Origin of the sequence: Phenylobacterium sp. (assembly GCF_965284355.1) — a bacterium.
In the GTDB taxonomy this organism is placed as follows: domain Bacteria; phylum Pseudomonadota; class Alphaproteobacteria; order Caulobacterales; family Caulobacteraceae; genus Phenylobacterium.
This window is the reverse complement of the sequence record NZ_OZ260078.1, coordinates 239,074-256,624: the sequence shown is the minus strand read 5'-3', so window position 1 is coordinate 256,624 and position 17,551 is coordinate 239,074. Positions and strand designations below refer to the sequence as shown.

Below are 17,551 nucleotides of genomic sequence, written 5' to 3'. Positions count from 1 at the left end.
TGGCTCGGTCCGGCCGGGAACGCCAGTCTTCGATGAGGATGACGGGGACCGAATGATGACGACGGATCTGATGACCGAGGACGCGCTTGCCGATTTCCAGGCGCGGGACATCACCCTGCAGGAGGCCACGAAGGTCGTTTATGTCTCCGGCGCGGGGCCGGCCGTGATCGTGATGGCCGAGATGCCGGGTATCAGCCCGCATGTGGCCCGCTTCGCCAGATGGGTGCGCGAGGCCAGCTTCACCGTCTACATGCCGTCGCTGTTCGGGCGCGACGGCGCACTGCCGGACGCCGAGACGGCGGGTCAGGTGTTTCGGCGGGCCTGTGTCAGCGCCGAGTTCAGGGCGTTCGGGGCGGGCGTATCCAGCCCGGTCACCGACTGGCTGCGCGCGCTGGCCCGCCTGGCGCACGGGGAATGCGGCGGGCCGGGCGTGGGGGCGATCGGGATGTGCTTCACGGGCAACTTCGCGCTGTCGATGATGCTGGAGCCCGTGATGCTGGCGCCGGTGCTTGCCCAGCCCTCGCTGCCCCTGGACGTCCCCGACGGGCTGGAAATCGCCGACGCGGAGCTGGCCCAGGTGGCGCAGCGGCTGGAGCGCGACGATCTCACGGTGCTGGCCTACCGGTTCGAGGGCGACAGCTTCTGCCGGGCGGAGCGGTTTGCGGCCTATGCGAAGGCGCTGGGGCCGCGGTTCCAGCCGCGCGTGCTGCCCGACAGCGCCGCCAATACCAAGAACCTGCCCCCGTTCTTCGAACGCTTCGTCACGACGCCGCACAGCGTGGTGACCGTCCATCTGATCGACGCCGAGGGTGAGCCCACCTTGGTGGCGCGGGACGAGATCCTCGACTTCTTCCGTCACCGACTCGCGAGCTGACCGATGCGGCAGTGGACCATCGACGCCTTCGCGGCCGGGCCGTTTCTGGGCAACGCCGCCTGTGTCCTGGAGCCGTTCGACCTCTGGCCGCCCGATGCCTGGATGCAGAGTTTGGCGGCGGAGAACGGCGCAGGGGCGACCGGCTACCTTCTGCGGACGGGGGCGGCGAACCGATTCGGCCTGCGCTGGTTCACGCCGGCGACCGAGGTCCCACTGTGCGGGCACGCGACGCTGGCCGCCGCGCATGCGCTTCGGGTGGAGCAGGGCCTCGACGAACCCCAGTTCGCGTTCGAGACGGCGTCCGGCGACCTGATCGCGACCGCCGTCGGCGACGATCGGTACGAGCTCTCGTTCCCCAGACCGGCAGCCCGCCGGATCGCCACGCCGGCAGGCCTCGCTGATGCGCTGGGAGCGAAACCTGCTGAAGTGTGGGCTGGGCCCTACCTGGTGGCGCGCTTCGACGACGCGGGGACGATCGCGCGCCTGGATCCCCGGTACGACGACCTGCGCCGAATCTCGGAAAGGCTGGGGGGCCAGGGCAATGTGGGCGTCGTGGCGCTGGCGACGGAGGGGGCACCTCATGACGTCGTGGATCGCTTCTTCGCCCCGGGCTACGGCCTGCGGGAGGATCCGGCGACCGGCTCGTTCCACGCCATCCTGGTCCCCATCTTCGCCGAACGGCTGCCGTCGCGGCCGATCCGATTCCGGCAGGCCTGTCCCGGCCGAGGGGCGGATTTCGAGGGGCGGCTTGAGGGCGAGCGCGTCGTCTTGCGCGGACGCGCGGTGACGGTCATGGAGAGCCGGCTGCGGACCTCCGCCGGCGCGGGTTCCGATGAGGTCCTGCACCTGACTTGATTGCGCGCGGGGTTTCATGCATAAGCCCCCGCTCACGTGGCGGCCCCCTTATTGGCCGCCGCAACCTTTTTCACGCCCGCGAGATTTCCGATGGCTGTTCCTAAACGCAAAACTTCGCCCTCGCGGCGGAACATGCGCCGCTCGCACCACGCGCTCGGCCCCAACACCTTCCACGAAGACAAGGAAACGGGCGAGCTGAAGCGTCCGCACCACGTCGACCTGAAGACCGGCATGTACAAGGGCCGCCAGGTCCTGACGCCGAAGGAAGACTAAGCGCACCTGTTCTGGACGCTTGTCCCGAGACGCCGGCCGTGAGGCCGGCGTTTTGCGTTTCTGAGCCTACTGCGTGCGGCCGCGGGCCTGCACCTTCTCGCGGCGGGCGGCGACCATCTCGGGGGTGACCTCGCGGTTGTGGACGACCGAGCGCTGGTGCTCGAGCTCCAGGCCTTCCCCCAGAGTGGCGGCGTAGCCGTCGTCGATCATCGCCTTGTAGGTCACCAGCATGTCGGCCTCGATCGAGGCCATCTCGCCGGCGAGCTTCAGAGCCGCGGGCATCAGCTCTTCCGGGGCGACCACCCGGTTCACCAGACCCCAGTCGTAGGCCTGCTGGGCCGAGAGGAAGTTGCCGGTCAGCGACAGCTCCTTGGCGCGGTAGGGGCCGATGCAGCGGCTGAGCTTCTGGGACAGGCCCCAGCCGGGCGTGATGCCGACGCGGGCGTGGGTGTCGGCGAAGCGAGCGTTGGTCGAGCAGAGCAGCACGTCGCAGGCCAGCGCCACCTCGAAGCCGCCGGTGATCGCCACGCCGTTGATCGCCCCGATGATCGGCTTGGAGCACGACAGCACGGCGCGGGCGGGGTTCTCGGCCGGGTCGGTGGCGTTGGCCGCGCCCATGCCCAGCGGGTCGGTGGACAGCTCCTTGAGGTCGAGACCCGCCGTGAAGGCGCGCTCGCCGGCGCCGGTCAGGACGATGACGCGGACGTCGGGGTCGGCGTCCAACTCGGCGATCGCCTGCTGCAGGGCGGCGCGCAGCGCCTTGGACAGGGCGTTCATCGCCTCGGGGCGGTTGAGCGTGACGACGGCGACGCCGTCCGAGGGCTTTTCGACGAGCAGCATGGAATCCTCCGGGATGCGCTCCCGTTGGCCCGACGCCGCAACGTCGGTCAAGGGACGTCGGTCAAGCCGTGGCGCGCAAGGGGGCGGGTTCGTCGAGGGCGTCGCGCAGGCCTGCAAGCCGGGCGCGGCTGACCGGCAGGGGCGGGCCCTCGGCCAGGTGGAGCCGCCAGCGGCTGCCGTCGCGTTCGAGACGCTGGACGTGGGCCAGGTTGGCGATCACCGAGCGGTGGATGCGCAGGAAGCTGGGCGGCAGCTGGGTTTCCAGGGCGTCGAGGCGGGCCGCGTGCAGCAGGGTGCGATCGCCCGTGAGTCGCAGCTCGACGTAGTCGTCGGCGCCGACGATGGCGAGGATGTCCGGGATCGGGACCAGCTGGACGCCGCGAGCCGAAGCGACGGTCAGCCGGTCGGGGCGGCTGGCGGCGCGGGTGAGAGCGGCCTCGCGGGCGGTGTCGTCGCGGCCCAGGCGGACCACCTCGGCGATCAGCAGCGGCAGGACCAGCGCGGCGGCCAGCACAAAGAACGACAGGTCCAGCAGCCAGACCGGCTGCAGTACCCCCATCGTGAGAAAGACGGCCAGCCAGGCCAGGGTAGGTCGCGCGCCGGAGCGGCGGGCAAGGACGCCGCCCAGCGCCGCGACACCGGCCAGGACCACGCCCAGCAGCAGGGCGACGCCGGTCTTGATGTCGAAGCCGGGGATGAACCAGGTCAGCGGCAGGGCGGCGGCGGCGAGTGCGAGCAACTGAGCGCGGCGGCGGGGCAGGAAACGCGAGCCGGCCCAGGAGATCAGCAGGAACGCGAACGCCAGCGACAGCGCCCAGATGCCGACCATTCGGTAGGCGTGGACCGGGTAATCGTAGCGCCAGAGGTGGCGGAGGTTCTCTGCGCCAGCCTGCAGCGCGGCCACGGCCGAGAGCGCCGCCAGGGTGAGGCTAGAGCCCGTGCGGCGCATGGCGTAGATGGCGCCGAAACCGAACGTGGCCGCCGCCAGGGCGCCGGCCGCGACGAAGGTGATCGCCAGCAGGGGCAGCATCGACGGCTGTCGGGCCGCGCCGATGCCCAGCCAGCCGATGGGCGTCGCGAACCTCAGGCCGGCGTGATGGGTCGACAGGCGCACGACCAGTTCGTTGCCCGACGGCCGCCAGAGCGCTTCGGGAATAGGGAAGTCGGCCTGATAGCGGCCGGGACGTTCGGTCTGGGCGGTGGGACCGGGCTGGCCGTTGGCGCCCAGGCGCAGGCCGTTGAACCAGACCTCGGACGACGCCGCGCCGATGGCGAACACCGCCCTGGGATCGCCCGACGCGCGGGGTGGTGTGGCGGCGCGGAGCCAGAGTTCCCGACCCTGCGGATCGATCGCGCCGACAAGGGGCCGGCAGTCGGACAGCCGCGGGCCAGCCGGCGTCGCGACGCCACGACAGACGTCCCAACGGAGCGGCTGCGCCTGCGCGCTCGTGGCGGCGCCGAGGGCGATGAGGACCGCGATCGTGAGCCAGCGCCACATCGCGTCAGTCTACGGCGCCGCTGGCCGAGGCGCGCGTCCATTCACCGATGCGGCGCGTCGTTTGGCCGATGCGCCCAGGCGGAAGGCCGCGGACGGGGGCTTGGATCGACGGATGAGTCATGCACATCTCCACCGTCGCGCCATCCTCGCTGCCGCGGGCCTCGCGATCCCGTCCTGGGGCCTGGCGCAAACCCCGCCCGGCCCGTTTCGCTTCACGGGCTGGCGCGGCGCCGAGACAGACGCCGAGCGGGGCTTTTTCGAGGTTCCCGAGGACCGGCGCGATCCCAGATCCCGGAAGATCCGGCTGACCTATGTGCGGTTCGCCTCGACCGCGTCGAAGCCCGCGCCGCCCATCGTCTACCTGGCGGGCGGACCGGGCGGGACCGCGACGGGCACGATGATGGGGCCCCGGTTCCCGATCCTGCAGGCGTTGCGCGAGCATGCCGACGTGATCGCCTTCGACCAGCGGGGCACGGGGGCCTCGAACCACATCCCGCGCCGGGCGCCGTTCGCCGGCCCACCGCCGACGTTCACGCGGGCCGGGATGACGGCGCAGGTTCGGGACGAGTTCGCCAAGGCCTGGGCCGAGTGGACGGCGGCCGGCGTCGCCATGGCCGGCTACAACACCGAACAGAGCGCCGACGACATCGACGACCTGCGCAGGCATCTGGGCGCCGAGCAGGTCGACCTGTGGGGCATCAGCTATGGCTCGCACCTGGGCTTGTCGGTGTTGAAGCGACACGGGGATCGGGTGCGGCGCGTGGCCCTCGCCAGCCTGGAGGGCCAGGACCAGACGGTGAAGCGCCCCGGGCGGAGCGACCTCTACCTCAAGCGGGTGGACGCCCTGCTGGACGCCGATCCCGCGGTGCGGGCGGCCGTGCCGGACCTGCCGGCCCTGATGCGGCGGGTGCATGCCCGGATGGAAGCCGAGCCCGCCACGTTGCGCGCGACGTTCCGCGGGGCGCCGACCGACGTGCAGGTCGGCGGCTTCGCGGTGCAGCTGCTGGCCGGCAGCCTGATCGCCAACCCCGAGACGCTGGTGAGGCTGCCGGCGCTTTATCGCAAGCTGGACGCCGGCGACCTGTCGGCCGTGGCGCCCTTCGTGGGCCAGATGCTGGGCGGGCTGGGCATCGGCGGGATGCCCGAGACGATGGACCTGGCGTCGGGCATCTCGCGCGCCAAGCTTCGGACGGTGGCGCGCGAGGCGAGGACGGCGGTGCTGGGCGACGCGCTGAATTTCCCGATGCCGCACATGCTGGGCGTCGTGCCGGGCGTGGACCTCGGCGAGGGGTTCCGGGCGCCCATCCGCATCGATCACCCGAGCCTTCTGGTGCAGGGCACGCTGGACGGGCGCACGGTGCTCGAGGAGCAGGCCGAGGTGGCCGCGCAGTTCCGGAACAAGGCGCAGGTGACGGTCGAGAACGCCGGGCACAACGTCTTCGAGGCCCATCCCGAGGTGCAGGCGCTGCTGGTGCGGTTCTTTGCGGGCGAGGCGGTGGCCGACACGAAGCTGAGCCTGCCGCCGCCCAAGTTCAGGCTCTGAGCGCCCTCACTTACCTCGTGGTGAAGGGGCGCTGACCGTTGCCCCTTCGGCGCGGCTTAGGCTAAGGGTCCGGCCCGCCCAGCCAGCCGCCCGAGGGGAGCCCCCATGACCGAGATCGTCGACATCACCGCCCGTGAAATCCTGGATAGCCGGGGCAACCCGACGGTCGAGGTGGACGTGATCCTGGAAGACGGCTCGATGGGCCGCGCGGCCGTGCCCTCCGGCGCCTCGACCGGCGCTCACGAGGCCTCGGAGAAGCGCGACGGCGACAAGACGCGCTACGGCGGCAAGGGCGTGCTGCAGGCCGTCGATGCCGTGAACGGCGAGATCTACGACGCGCTCTCGGGCTCGGACGCCGAGGACCAGCGCCGGATCGACAAGCTGCTGATCGAGCTGGACGGCACGAAGAACAAGGCCCGCCTGGGCGCCAACGCCATCCTGGGCGTCAGCCTGGCGACGGCGAAGGCGGCGGCCAGCTCGGCGGCGCTGCCGCTGTACAAGTACGTGGGCGGCGTGTCGGCGCGGGTGCTGCCGGTGCCGATGATGAACATCATCAACGGCGGCGCGCATGCGGATAACCCGATCGACATCCAGGAGTTCATGATCCTGCCGACGGGGGCGGCGACCTTCGCCGAAGGCCTGCGGACCGGCGCCGAGATCTTCCACGCCCTGAAGGCGCAGCTGAAGGCCGCGGGCCACAACACCAACGTCGGCGACGAAGGCGGCTTCGCCCCCAACATCGGCTCGGCGGAAGCGGCGCTGGAGTTCATCGTGAAGGCGGGCGAGAGCGCCGGCTACAAGGTGGGTCGCGACTTCCACCTGGGCCTGGACGTGGCCTCGACCGAGTTCTTCAAGGACGGCAAGTACGTCATGGAAGGCGAGGGCAAGACGGTCGATCCGGCCGGCATGGTCGCCTACCTGGCCGACCTGGTCGCCAAGTTCCCGATCGTCAGCATCGAGGACGGCTGCGGCGAAGACGACTTCGAGGGCTGGAAGATCCTGACCGACACGCTGGGCGGCAAGGTGCAGCTGGTGGGCGACGACCTGTTCGTGACCAATCCCGAGCGGCTGGGCATGGGCATCGGCAAGGGCCTGGCCAATTCGATCCTGGTGAAGGTCAACCAGATCGGCACGCTGAGCGAGACGCTGGACGCCGTCGATATGGCGCACCGCAACAGCTACACCGCCGTGATGAGCCACCGCTCGGGCGAGACCGAGGACTCCACGATCGCGGACCTCGCGGTGGCCACCAACTGCGGTCAGATCAAGACGGGCTCGCTGGCCCGCTCGGACCGCACGGCCAAGTACAACCAGCTGCTGCGCATCGAGGAAGAGCTGGGCGACCAGGCGATCTATGCAGGGCGTGGTGCGCTGAAGCGGCTGTAGGACTTTCCCTCCCCGTCGGGGAGGGACAGCTCGCGCAGCGAGCACGGTGGGGGAGTCACGATCCTCCCCACCCTCGGCACTTCGGACCACACTTCCCCACCCCGACCGCTTCGCGGTCTGCCCCTCCCCGGAGGGAAGGGAAACGCTCCTTAAGCTTGGTTAGCGCCGCGTTAGGGATTGTGGCGCGACATAGGCCCAGTCCCGTTCGAGAATCGCCGTGCTCGCAAGCCTGCGCCCCTACCTGTCGACCGCCGCCCTGGCGCTGTTGATCTTCTATTTCGCGTACCACGCCTTCACCGGCGAGGGCGGGCTGCTGCAATCGGACAAGCGCGACGCGACCCTGACCGCCAAGGCCCAGGAATTGAAGCGGCTGACGGCCCAGCGGCACGATCTGGAAGTCCGGGCTCAACTCCTGCGTGACAGCAGCCTTTCCGCCGATCTGCTGGAGGAAAGGGCGCGCTCCCTGCTAGGCTTCGCCGACCCAAGGGATTATGTGATCCGGGTGAAGCCTTAGGCCCGGGTCCGCCGGTCCTTCGACATTGAACGATCGATCACACGGAGAGACGCATGGCGCGCGCGCAGACCGGCACGGCTGGTCGACGTAAAGCCAATGGCGCGGAGGGCCCGGCCAAGGCGCCAGCGGCCGCCGCGGCCACGAAGGAAGATCTCCTCGAATACTATCGGCAGATGCTGCTCATCCGCCGCTTCGAGGAGCGCGCGGGCCAGCTCTACGGCATGGGCCTGATCGGCGGCTTCTGCCACCTCTACATCGGCCAGGAAGCCATCGCCGTCGGCTGCGAGGCCGCCAAGCGGCCGGGCGACCAGATGATCACCGGCTATCGCGACCACGGCCACATGCTGGTCTGCGGCATGGACCCGAAAGAGGTCATGGCCGAGCTGACCGGGCGCTCGGGCGGCTCGTCCAAGGGCAAGGGCGGGTCGATGCACATGTTCTCGACCGAGGCGGCGTTCTACGGCGGCCATGGGATCGTGGGCGCCCAGGTGAGCCTGGGCACGGGCCTGGCGTTCGCCAACGCCTACCGCGGCGACGGCAAGGTGTGCTTCGCCTACTACGGCGACGGCGCGGCCAACCAGGGCCAGGTCTACGAGAGCTTCAACATGGCTCAGGTCTGGAAGCTGCCGGTCGTCTACTGCATCGAGAACAACGAGTACGCGATGGGCACCGCCATCGACCGCAGCTCGTCCGAGACCAAGCTCCACAAGCGCGGCATCTCGTTCAACATCCCGGGCGAGGAAGTGGACGGCATGGACGTGCTGGCCGTGAAGGCCGCCGCCGAGCGCGCGGCCGAGCACTGCCGGAGCGGCAAGGGGCCCTACATTCTCGAGCTCAAGACCTACCGCTACCGCGGACACTCGATGAGCGACCCGGCCAAGTACCGGACGCGGGAAGAGGTCGATGAGGTGCGCAAGACCCGCGACCCGATCGACCACTGCGAGGAGCTGCTGGAGAAGAACGGCTGGGCCGACGAGGCGGCGCTGAAGGCCATCGACGCCGAGGTGAAGCGCATCGTCGCCGACGCCGCCGAGTTCGCCCGCACCAGCCCCGAGCCGGATCCGTCCGAGCTCTATACCGACGTCTATACCGAAGCGTGATGGGGGCCTGAGCCGTGACCGACATCCTGATGCCGGCTCTCTCTCCGACCATGGAAGAGGGCACGCTCGCCAAGTGGCACGTGAAGGTGGGCGACGCCGTGAAGAGCGGCGACGTGATCGCCGAGATCGAGACCGACAAGGCCACCATGGAAGTGGAGGCCGTGGACGAGGGCGTGGTCGAGGCCATCCTGGTGCCCGAGGGCACCGAGGAGGTGAAGGTCAACACCGCCATCGCGCGGCTGGCCGGCGAGGGCGGGGCGGCGGCGCCGGCCAAGGCCGCGCCTGAGCCCGAGGCGGCGGTCGATCCCAACCCGCAACCGGCGTCCCGCGGCGAGGCCAAGGGCGATCCCGTGCGCGCCGCGGCGGCGGCTCCGGCCGCGCCGGCCGTAGCGCTGAAGGACCCTGAGCTGCCCGAGGGCGTGAACCTGGTGAAGGTGACCGTCCGCGACGCCCTGCGCGACGCGATGGCCGAGGAGATGCGCGCCAATCCGGACGTCTTCTTGATGGGCGAGGAGGTCGCGCAGTACCAGGGCGCCTACAAGGTGAGCCGCGGCCTGCTGGACGAGTTCGGTCCCAAGCGGGTGATCGACACGCCGATCACCGAGCACGGCTTCGCCGGCATCGGGGTGGGCGCGGCCATGGCGGGCCTGAAGCCGATCGTCGAGTTCATGACGTTCAACTTCGCCATGCAGGCCATTGATCACATTATCAATTCGGCCGCGAAGACGCTCTATATGTCGGGCGGCCAGATCAAGACGTCGATCGTCTTCCGCGGCCCGAACGGCGCGGCTGCCCGGGTCGGCGCCCAGCACAGCCAGGACTATGGCGCGTGGTACGCCCATGTGCCGGGCCTGAAGGTGCTGGCGCCCTATGACGCCGCCGACGCCAAGGGCCTGCTGAAGGCCGCGATCCGCGACCCGAACCCTGTGGTCTTCCTGGAGCACGAGATGCTCTACGGCCAGGAGTTCGACGTGCCCGAGGGCATCGACTGGGTCGTGCCGATCGGCAAGGCCAAGGTCCGCCGCGAGGGGACCGGCGTCACGCTGGTGGCCTACTCGCGCATGGTGGGCTTCTGCCTGCAGGCGGCCGAGGAGCTGGCCAAGGACGGCATCGAGGCTGAGGTGGTCGACCTGCGCACGCTGCGGCCCATGGACATCGGCACGGTCGTCGAGAGCGTGAAGAAGACCAACCGCCTGGTCACGGTCGAGGAAGGCTGGGGCCCGATGGGCGTCGGCGCTGAGGTCTGCGCCAAGGTGACCGAGCTGGCCTTCGACTACCTGGACGCCCCGCCGCTGCGGGTCTGCCAGGAAGACGTGCCGCTGCCCTACGCGGCCAACCTGGAACTGCTGTCCATGCCGTCGGTGGAGCGGATCGTGGCGGCGGCGAAAGCGGTCTCATATCGATGAACGAATTGCACGCACCTCCGCTGGACGAGAAGGAGCGGCCGGTCGAGATGGCGCGCATCTGGATCGCAGCGGAGGAGGGGCGATCTCACATCGCTCTGAACTACGGAATCTTTGAGGCGCGCGAGTTGGAGATCTGGGGGTCGCTTGCGGCAGACCTCATCGCGCATGCTGTTCGCGCCTACCATCAGGATGGTGGGACAGCGACGGCGGCCGAGGCCTTTGCGGCGATAGAGAAGGGGCTGCGAGAACGCCTTTCGGACAACCCGACGATGAGCGGCGACTTCAGCAACAAGGTGCTGATGTGAGCGACAGCCCGTTCCAATGGCGGGCGGGCGGTTGCCACTGCGGCGGGGTGCGCTTCGAGGTGGCCGTGCCGGATCGCGTGGAGGCGCAGAGCTGTAACTGCTCGATGTGCGCCAAGACGGGGTTCGTCCACGTGATCGTGCCGGAGAGCCGCTTCCGGATCACCCGCGGCATCGATCGGCTGGCCGAGTACACATTCAACACGCGTGTGGCGAAGCACCTGTTCTGCTCGGAATGCGGGATCAAGAGCTTCTACCGGCCGCGGTCGAACCCGGACGGCTGGAGCGTCAACGCCCGCTGCCTGGACTCGGTGGAGGGGCTCGAGATCGTCATCGAGGCCTTTGACGGCCAGAATTGGGAAGCCAACGGCGCCAGCCTGGCGCACCTGTCGAGGGAGCCCGCATGAAGCGACTGCATGGGCAATGCCACTGCGGGGCGATGCGCGTCGCCATAGAGGGCGTGGAGGCGACCGAGTTGCCGCTTCGCGCCTGCCAGTGCGGGTTCTGCCGCCGGCACGGCGCGGTCTGGACCAGCCATCCACAGGCGGAAGTCACCTTCATCGGCGCCCAGTTGCACAACTACCGCTTTGGCCACCGCCAGTCGGACTACATGTTCTGCACCGAATGCGGGTGCTGCGTGGGGGCCGCGGTCGAGATCGACGGCGCGCGCTATGCGATCGTGAATGTCACCGGCGTCGACCTGCCGGGCTTTGAAGGTCGCACGCCCGAGCCGATGGTCTTCGACGACGAGACCCCTGAAACGCGTGCGACCCGGCGGAAGGCCCGCTGGTCGCCCGCCGACCTGACCGAACTCCAACCGAGCGCCTAGAGCAATGGGCGGTTCCGGCGAACCGCCCATTGCTCGAGACTCTCGCCTGAGAATAGACCATTCGTCGCTCTGAGCCTGACCCACCTTGGGCGACGAATGATCGGAGAGCCCGGAGACGACATGCCCATCGACGTCCTGATGCCCGCCCTGTCCCCCACCATGGAGGAGGGCACCCTCGCCAAGTGGCACGTGAAGAAGGGCGACACCGTCCGCTCCGGCGACGTGATCGCCGAGATCGAGACCGACAAGGCCACCATGGAGGTGGAGGCAGTCGACGAGGGCGTGGTCGAGGACATCCTGGTGGCGGAGGGGACCGAGGGGGTGAAGGTCAACACCCCGATCGCCCGCCTGGGCGGCGAGGGCGAGGCCGCGCCGGCCCCACAGGCCGAAGCGCCCAAGGCGGCCGAGCCTGCGAAGGCGCCCGAACCGGCCAAGGCCGAGGCGGCCAAGCCCGCTCCGGCCCCGGTGGCGGCAGCGCCTGCGCCCGCCCCCGCCAAGGCGGCGGACGGCGGGCGGATTTTCGCCTCGCCGCTGGCCCGGCGGCTGGCCGAGCAGAAGGGGATCGACCTGGCCGGCGTGGCAGGGTCGGGCCCGCATGGCCGCATCGTGAAGGCGGATATCGACAAGGCTCAGCCCGGCGCGGCCAAGCCTGCGCCTGCCGCGGCTCTGGCCGCCCCGACCGCGGCGCCTGCGGCGGCGGCTGCGCCGCGCGAGCACAAGAGCCTGGAGCAGATGGGTATCGCGCCCGGCAGCTACGACCTCATCCCGCTGGACGGCATGCGCAAGACGGTGGCGCGGCGGATGACCGACAGCTTCCGCGACGTGCCGCACTTCCCGCTGACCATCGACATCGAGATCGACGAGCTGCTGGCGGCGCGCACCAAGATCAACGGGCTGCTCGAGAAATCCGGGGTGAAGGTCTCGGTCAATGACATTGTCATGAAGGCCTGCGCCGTGGCGCTGATGAAGGTGCCCGAGGCCAACGCGTCGTACTCGCCGGAAGGCATCGCGATGCACCACCACGCCGACATCGCGATGGCCGTGGCGATCCCCGGCGGCCTGATCACGCCGATCATCCGCAAGGCCGAGACCAAGGGCCTGGCGCAGATCGCCACCGAGGCCAAGGATCTGGCCGCCCGGGCCCGCGACAAGAAGCTGAAGCCCGAGGAGTTTCAGGGCGGCACGTTCAGCGTCTCGAACCTGGGCATGTTCGGCATCAAGAGCTTCGCCTCGATCATCAACGAGCCGCAGGGCTGCATCATGTCGGTGGGCGCGGGCGAAAAGCGGCCCGTGGTGAAGGGCGACCAGATCGTCATCGCCAACGTCATGAGCGTGACCCTGACCTGCGATCACCGGGTGGTGGACGGCGCGGTCGGCGCCCGCTTCCTGGCGGCTTTCAAGGAGATGCTGGAAGAGCCGCTCCGGATGATCGTCTGAGGACGGATGACCATGGGCAGCATCTACGACTTCACGGCCGAGACCATCGACGGGGCGCCGGCGCCGCTCGCGGACTATCGCGACAAGGTGGTGCTGATCGTCAACACGGCCAGCCAGTGCGGCTTCACCCGGCAGTACGCCGGACTGGAGGAGCTGTATCGCAAGCACCGCGACCGCGGCTTCGTGGTCCTGGGCTTCCCCTGCAACCAGTTCGGGGCGCAGGAGCCGGGCGACGAGGAGGAGATCAAGACCTTCTGCTCGCTGACCTACGACGTGGACTTCCCGATGATGCGCAAGATCGACGTGAACGGCCCCAAGGCCCACCCGCTCTACGCCTATCTGAAGGCCGCCAAGAAGGGCGTGCTGGGCACCGAGGGGATCAAGTGGAACTTCACGAAGTTCCTGATCGACCGGAAGGGCCAGGTCGTCGGCCGCTTCGCCCCCACCGTTGAACCCAAGGCGCTCGAGGGCGCGATTGAGAGGCTGCTCTGATGGCCGACGCCTTCGACGTGATCGTGATCGGCTCGGGGCCTGGCGGCTATGTGACCGCCATCCGGGCCAGCCAACTGGGCTTCAAGACCGCCATCGTCGAGCGATCCGAGCTGGGCGGCATCTGCCTGAACTGGGGCTGCATCCCGACCAAGGCGCTGCTGAAGTCGGGCGAGATGTACGAGCATCTGAGCCACATGAAGGACTATGGCCTATCCGTGGAGAAGGCCTCCTTTGACTTCGGCGCGGTGATCCAGCGCTCGCGCAAGGTGGCGGCCCAGCTGAACGCCGGCGTCACCTTCCTGATGAAGAAGCACAAGATCGAGGTGGTCGAGGGCTTCGCCAAGCTGGAGAAGGGCGGGGCCGCGCCGACCGTCGTGGTGGGCGGCCGCAAGCTGACCGCCAAGCATGTGATCGTCGCCACCGGCGCGCGCGCCCGGACGATCCCGGCCATCGGCCTTGAGCCGGACGGCGAGCGGGTCTGGACCTATCGCGAGGCCCTGGTCCCGAAGGCGGCGCCGAAGTCGCTGGTAGTAATCGGCTCGGGCGCCATCGGCATGGAATTCGCCAGCTTCTACAGGGCGCTGGGCTCGGATGTTACAGTGATCGAGATGCTGCCCCGCATCCTGCCCGTCGAGGACGAGGAGGTGTCGAAGGCGGCGCACAAGAGCTTCGAGAGGCGCGGCCTGAAGTTCCGCGTCCCGGCCAACGTGAAGAAGCTCTCGAAGACCAAGACCGGCGTCGCGGTCGACATCGAGGTCGGCGGCAAGGCTGAAACCCTGGAAGCCGACGTCGCCATCGTGGCGGTGGGCATCGTGGGCAACGTCGAGGACATGGGCCTGGAGGCCCTGGGCGTGAAGATCGACCGCACGCACATCGTCACCGATAGCCATGGCGGGACCGGCGTGCCTGGACTCTACGCCATCGGCGACGTGGCGGGGCCGCCCTGGCTGGCGCACAAGGCCAGCCACGAGGGCGTGCACTGCATCGAGCACATCGCGGGCCTGGCGCCCACAAACCTGACCTCGCCGATCCCAGGCTGCACCTACACGACGCCGCAGGTGGCCTCGGTGGGCCTGACCGAGGCCCAGGCCAAGGAACAGGGGCTGGAGCCGAAGGTGGGCCGCTTCCCGTTCAAGGTGAACGGCAAGGCGATCGCCGCGGGCGAGACCGACGGCTTCGTGAAGACCATCTTCGACGGCAAGACCGGCGCGCTGATCGGCGCGCACATGATCGGCCACGAGGTCACCGAGATGATCCAGGGCTATGTGCTGGCCATGACCCTGGAGGCCACCGAGGCCGAGCTGCATGCGACGGTCTATCCGCACCCGACCATGAGCGAGGCGATGCACGAGGCGACCTTGGACGCCTACGGCAAGGTCCTGCACATCTGACCCCCTCCCTTGATGGGGAGGTACAGATCGCGAAGCGATCAGGGTGAGGGAGTCGGGGTCAAGCTCTGGCTCCGCACCCTGGCCCTGACCGCCTCACCCTGGCCGCTGGCGCGGCCTGTCCCTCCCCATCAAGGGAGGGAAGGGTGGACCTTAGGACACCCGCTCGGCGTCGACGATGCGCTGGATCGCCGGGTAGTCGGTCTTGCCGGTGCCGAGGACGGGGATTTCCTGGACCTTGATGATCTTGCGCGGCACGGCCAGCTCGGGCGCGCCGATCTGCTGGGCGTGGGCCAGCAGGGCGGCCGCATCGGCGTCGCGACGGTCGGTCACCAGGATCAGGCGTTCGCCCTTCTTGGGGTCGGGCAGCGCAACCACGGCGTGGCGGCAATCCGGCCAGACGGCGGAGGCCAGATCCTCGGCGGCGGTCAGCGAGACCATCTCGCCGCCCACCTTGGCGAAGCGCTTCACCCGGCCCAGGATCTTCACCCAGTCGTCGTCGGAGAGCGACACCACGTCGCCGGTGTCATGCCAGCCGTCGGGCAGCGGCTCGACGCTGCCGTCGGCCTTCAGGTAGCCCGACATGATGTTGGGCCCACGGACCAGCAGCTTGCCGCCGCCGGGAATGCCCGGGACGGGTTCCAGCTTCGCCTCGATGCCGGGCAGCAGGCCGCCGACGGTGCCGCGACGGTTGTCGGTGGGCTTGTTCACCGCGATCACCGGCGAGGCCTCGGTGGCGCCGTAGCCCTCCAGCAGCGGGATCGGGCCGAACTTCTCGGCGATCAGGTTGTGGGTCTCGTCGCGCACCTTCTCGGCGCCCAGCACCACGAAGGTGAGGCCGCTGAGTTCGCCGGGCTCGGCCGAGCGGGCGTACTGGTTGATGAAGGTGTCGGTGGCGAACAGGACGTTGGCCTTGGTGTCCTTCACCAGCGCCGGGATCTGCTTGATGTGCAGTGGCGAGGGGTACTGGAAGGCCTTCAGCCCCGAGAAGATCGGCAGCAGCGCGCCGCCCGTCAGGCCGAAGCAGTGGAAGATCGGCAGCGGGTTGAAAAACACCCAGTTGGTGTCCAGCGGGATGTGCTGGAGGATCTGGCGGCTGTTGGCGACCAGGTTGGAATGGCTGAGCACCACGCCGCGCGGCGCGCCGAAGCTGCCTGAGGTGAAGAGGATCACGCCGGGCTCGGACGGATCGAGCGGCGTGCGGAACTGTTTGGGCAGCGCGCCCGCGGCCGCGGCGAACAGTTTGTCGGACAGGCCCACCGTCTTCCGGACGTCCTCCAGGTAGACGACGTTGGTCAACGTCTCGAGCGCGTCGATCAGGTCGTGCAGCTTGCCCTGTTCGACGAAGCGATGGGACGTCAGCACCGTCTTGACGCCCGCCAGCTCGCAGGCGGCCTTCAGGTTCCGGATGCCGGCCGTGAAGTTCAGCATGCAGGGCACGCGCCCGAAGGCGTGCAGGGCGAAGAAGGTCACCACGCCGCCCACGCTGGACGGCAGCATGACGCCGACTCGCTCGCCCTTCGTCGTGAAGGCCGCGATCTTCTTGCCGAGGGCGAACGCGCCCCGGATCAGGTCGAGGTAGGAGAGGGGGTTCCGCTCCTGGTCCTCCAGGATCAGCTTCTTTTGCCCGTACTTCCTAGACGCGGCGATCAGCGCATCAAAGACTGTGGACTGCGCCTTGGCGCTGTCGAACGCACGCAAGAGCGGCGCCTCCCAACATTATCGTTCCGCCGACCCTAGCGGCCGGAGCCGGTGCTGAAAAGATCGGTAACGAGGCGTGAGGAAGCTTCGCCGTACAGCCGCGTCAAGGCGGCGGCTTGATCCCCGGGCCCAGAGAGACGATTTAGGGGCATGGCCGTCGTCATCGACACCCTCAACAGCCCGCGCCCGCGCCACCCCGAGAAGCAGAACCGGCCCGACACGCCGATCCTGCGCAAACCCGAGTGGCTGCGCGTCCGCGCGCCGGGCTCGCCCGGCTACAACGCCACCCGCGAGATCGTGAAGGGCCATGGCCTGGTCACGGTGTGCGAGGAGGCCGCCTGCCCGAACATCGGCGAGTGCTGGTCGAAGAGCCACGCCACCATGATGATCATGGGCGAGATCTGCACGCGGGCCTGCGCCTTCTGCAACGTGGCGACCGGGAAGCCCAATGCGCTGGATCCGACCGAGCCGGCGCGCGTCGCCGACGCGGTGGCCAAGATGGGCCTGAAGCACGTGGTCATCACCTCGGTGGACCGGGACGACCTGGCCGACGGCGGCGCGGCGCACTTCGCCGCCGTGGTGCTGGCGATCCGCGGGGCCTCGCCGGGCACGACGGTCGAGATCCTCACCCCGGACTTCCTGCGCAAGCCGCTGTCGGCGGTGCACGAGGTGATCGATTCGCGGCCCGACGTGTTCAACCACAACCTCGAGACCGTCCCGCGGCTGTATCTCTCGATCCGGCCGGGCGCGCGCTACTACAACTCGCTGCGCCTCCTGGAGCGGGTGAAGGAGCGGGATCCGACGCAGTTCACCAAGTCCGGCATCATGGTCGGCCTGGGCGAGGCCAAGGACGAGGTGATGCAGGTCATGGACGACATGCGCTCGGCCGGCGTCGACTTCATCACGATCGGCCAGTACCTGCAGCCCACACGCAAGCACGCGCCGATCGACCGCTTCGTCCACCCCGACGAGTTCAAGGCCTACGAAGAGATCGCCAAGGCCAAGGGCTTCCTGGTGGTCTCGTCCAGCCCGCTGACCCGCTCGTCGCACCACGCCGACGAAGACTTCGCCCGGCTGCAGGAAGCGCGGCGGGCCAAGGAAGCGGCGGCCTAG

The 17,551-nt window shown here is 69.2% G+C and carries 18 protein-coding genes; 15 read left to right on the top strand and 3 right to left on the bottom strand.

Translation table 11 applies throughout. The features are described from left to right. Window positions 1–55 precede the first annotated feature (55 nt). The 3 genes from ACQ66R_RS01275 to rpmF all read left to right on the top strand — a co-directional run bounded on the left by ACQ66R_RS01275 (window position 56) and on the right by rpmF (window position 2,002). Window positions 56–874, top strand: a complete 819-nt coding sequence (locus ACQ66R_RS01275; RefSeq protein WP_430418526.1) for a dienelactone hydrolase family protein — start codon at window positions 56–58, stop codon at window positions 872–874. 3 nt (window positions 875–877) lie between these two features. Beyond that, entirely contained in the window at window positions 878–1,729 is an 852-nt protein-coding gene (locus ACQ66R_RS01270) for a PhzF family phenazine biosynthesis protein (RefSeq protein ID WP_430418525.1), read from the top strand. 90 nt (window positions 1,730–1,819) lie between these two features. Further along, complete coding sequence (rpmF, locus tag ACQ66R_RS01265) at window positions 1,820–2,002, top strand: 50S ribosomal protein L32 (RefSeq protein WP_293359783.1); 183 nt, start codon at window positions 1,820–1,822, stop codon at window positions 2,000–2,002. Between the two features lie 66 nt (window positions 2,003–2,068). Here the strand turns inward: rpmF and ACQ66R_RS01260 are convergent, their stop codons facing one another. After that, window positions 2,069–2,842, bottom strand: coding sequence for an enoyl-CoA hydratase (locus ACQ66R_RS01260; RefSeq protein ID WP_430418524.1), 774 nt, complete (start codon window positions 2,840–2,842; stop codon window positions 2,069–2,071). 61 nt (window positions 2,843–2,903) lie between these two features. After that, window positions 2,904–4,340: a LytR/AlgR family response regulator transcription factor gene (locus ACQ66R_RS01255; protein WP_430418523.1), complete on the bottom strand. Its 1,437-nt coding sequence runs from the start codon at window positions 4,338–4,340 to the stop codon at window positions 2,904–2,906. Between the two features lie 112 nt (window positions 4,341–4,452). On the opposite strand from ACQ66R_RS01255, the gene ACQ66R_RS01250 reads away from it, so the two are divergent. The 11 genes from ACQ66R_RS01250 (at window position 4,453) to lpdA (ending at window position 14,740) form a co-directional block, all read left to right on the top strand. Continuing rightward, entirely contained in the window at window positions 4,453–5,883 is a 1,431-nt protein-coding gene (locus ACQ66R_RS01250) for an alpha/beta hydrolase (RefSeq protein WP_430418522.1), read from the top strand. 105 nt (window positions 5,884–5,988) lie between these two features. Next, window positions 5,989–7,269, top strand: coding sequence for a phosphopyruvate hydratase (gene eno / locus ACQ66R_RS01245; protein ID WP_430418520.1), 1,281 nt, complete (start codon window positions 5,989–5,991; stop codon window positions 7,267–7,269). 217 nt (window positions 7,270–7,486) lie between these two features. Next, complete coding sequence (locus ACQ66R_RS01240; protein WP_430418519.1) at window positions 7,487–7,783, top strand: FtsB family cell division protein; 297 nt, start codon at window positions 7,487–7,489, stop codon at window positions 7,781–7,783. A 53-nt stretch (window positions 7,784–7,836) separates the two neighbouring features. Then, complete coding sequence (pdhA, locus tag ACQ66R_RS01235; RefSeq protein WP_430418518.1) at window positions 7,837–8,883, top strand: pyruvate dehydrogenase (acetyl-transferring) E1 component subunit alpha; 1,047 nt, start codon at window positions 7,837–7,839, stop codon at window positions 8,881–8,883. A gap of 14 nt (window positions 8,884–8,897) precedes the next feature. Next, window positions 8,898–10,289 carry a pyruvate dehydrogenase complex E1 component subunit beta gene (locus ACQ66R_RS01230; RefSeq protein ID WP_430418516.1) on the top strand — a complete coding sequence of 464 codons (1,392 nt, stop codon included), beginning with the start codon at window positions 8,898–8,900 and terminating at the stop codon, window positions 10,287–10,289. After that, the gene (locus ACQ66R_RS01225; RefSeq protein WP_430418514.1) at window positions 10,286–10,594 is read left to right on the top strand and encodes a DUF5076 domain-containing protein; all 309 of its coding nucleotides are present in this window, start codon (window positions 10,286–10,288) and stop codon (window positions 10,592–10,594) included. The genes ACQ66R_RS01230 and ACQ66R_RS01225 overlap by 4 nt, the downstream gene beginning before the upstream one ends. Then, window positions 10,591–10,998 (top strand): GFA family protein, encoded by a 408-nt coding sequence (locus ACQ66R_RS01220; protein ID WP_430418512.1) that lies wholly within the window; start codon window positions 10,591–10,593, stop codon window positions 10,996–10,998. The genes ACQ66R_RS01225 and ACQ66R_RS01220 overlap by 4 nt, the downstream gene beginning before the upstream one ends. Continuing rightward, window positions 10,995–11,420, top strand: coding sequence for a GFA family protein (locus ACQ66R_RS01215; protein ID WP_430418511.1), 426 nt, complete (start codon window positions 10,995–10,997; stop codon window positions 11,418–11,420). The genes ACQ66R_RS01220 and ACQ66R_RS01215 overlap by 4 nt, the downstream gene beginning before the upstream one ends. Window positions 11,421–11,540: 120 nt before the next feature. After that, complete coding sequence (locus ACQ66R_RS01210; RefSeq protein ID WP_430418509.1) at window positions 11,541–12,857, top strand: pyruvate dehydrogenase complex dihydrolipoamide acetyltransferase; 1,317 nt, start codon at window positions 11,541–11,543, stop codon at window positions 12,855–12,857. A 12-nt stretch (window positions 12,858–12,869) separates the two neighbouring features. Then, the gene (locus tag ACQ66R_RS01205) at window positions 12,870–13,349 is read left to right on the top strand and encodes a glutathione peroxidase (RefSeq protein ID WP_430426180.1); all 480 of its coding nucleotides are present in this window, start codon (window positions 12,870–12,872) and stop codon (window positions 13,347–13,349) included. Beyond that, on the top strand, window positions 13,349–14,740 hold the full coding sequence (gene lpdA / locus ACQ66R_RS01200) for a dihydrolipoyl dehydrogenase (protein ID WP_430418507.1): 1,392 nt from the start codon (window positions 13,349–13,351) through the stop codon (window positions 14,738–14,740). Before ACQ66R_RS01205 ends, lpdA begins: the two co-directional genes overlap by 1 nt. Window positions 14,741–14,890: 150 nt before the next feature. On the opposite strand, the gene ACQ66R_RS01195 is transcribed toward lpdA, so the two are convergent. Then, window positions 14,891–16,438, bottom strand: a complete 1,548-nt coding sequence (locus tag ACQ66R_RS01195; protein ID WP_430418505.1) for an AMP-binding protein — start codon at window positions 16,436–16,438, stop codon at window positions 14,891–14,893. 150 nt (window positions 16,439–16,588) lie between these two features. On the opposite strand from ACQ66R_RS01195, the gene lipA reads away from it, so the two are divergent. Continuing rightward, a complete protein-coding gene (gene lipA, locus ACQ66R_RS01190) occupies window positions 16,589–17,551 on the top strand; it encodes a lipoyl synthase (RefSeq protein ID WP_430418503.1) in 963 nt (320 codons plus the stop codon).

Bases quoted from the DNA above. Each gene is read 5' to 3' on its own strand.
- ACQ66R_RS01275 (WP_430418526.1), top strand. From the start codon at position 56: ATGACGACGGATCTGATGACCGAGGACGCGCTTGCCGATTTCCAGGCG.
- ACQ66R_RS01270 (WP_430418525.1), top strand. From the start codon at position 878: ATGCGGCAGTGGACCATCGACGCCTTCGCGGCCGGGCCGTTTCTGGGC.
- rpmF (WP_293359783.1), top strand. From the start codon at position 1,820: ATGGCTGTTCCTAAACGCAAAACTTCGCCCTCGCGGCGGAACATGCGC.
- ACQ66R_RS01260 (WP_430418524.1), bottom strand. From the start codon at position 2,842: ATGCTGCTCGTCGAAAAGCCCTCGGACGGCGTCGCCGTCGTCACGCTC.
- ACQ66R_RS01255 (WP_430418523.1), bottom strand. From the start codon at position 4,340: ATGTGGCGCTGGCTCACGATCGCGGTCCTCATCGCCCTCGGCGCCGCC.
- ACQ66R_RS01250 (WP_430418522.1), top strand. From the start codon at position 4,453: ATGAGTCATGCACATCTCCACCGTCGCGCCATCCTCGCTGCCGCGGGC.
- eno (WP_430418520.1), top strand. From the start codon at position 5,989: ATGACCGAGATCGTCGACATCACCGCCCGTGAAATCCTGGATAGCCGG.
- pdhA (WP_430418518.1), top strand. From the start codon at position 7,837: ATGGCGCGCGCGCAGACCGGCACGGCTGGTCGACGTAAAGCCAATGGC.
- ACQ66R_RS01225 (WP_430418514.1), top strand. From the start codon at position 10,286: ATGAACGAATTGCACGCACCTCCGCTGGACGAGAAGGAGCGGCCGGTC.
- ACQ66R_RS01215 (WP_430418511.1), top strand. From the start codon at position 10,995: ATGAAGCGACTGCATGGGCAATGCCACTGCGGGGCGATGCGCGTCGCC.
- ACQ66R_RS01210 (WP_430418509.1), top strand. From the start codon at position 11,541: ATGCCCATCGACGTCCTGATGCCCGCCCTGTCCCCCACCATGGAGGAG.
- ACQ66R_RS01205 (WP_430426180.1), top strand. From the start codon at position 12,870: ATGGGCAGCATCTACGACTTCACGGCCGAGACCATCGACGGGGCGCCG.
- lpdA (WP_430418507.1), top strand. From the start codon at position 13,349: ATGGCCGACGCCTTCGACGTGATCGTGATCGGCTCGGGGCCTGGCGGC.
- lipA (WP_430418503.1), top strand. From the start codon at position 16,589: ATGGCCGTCGTCATCGACACCCTCAACAGCCCGCGCCCGCGCCACCCC.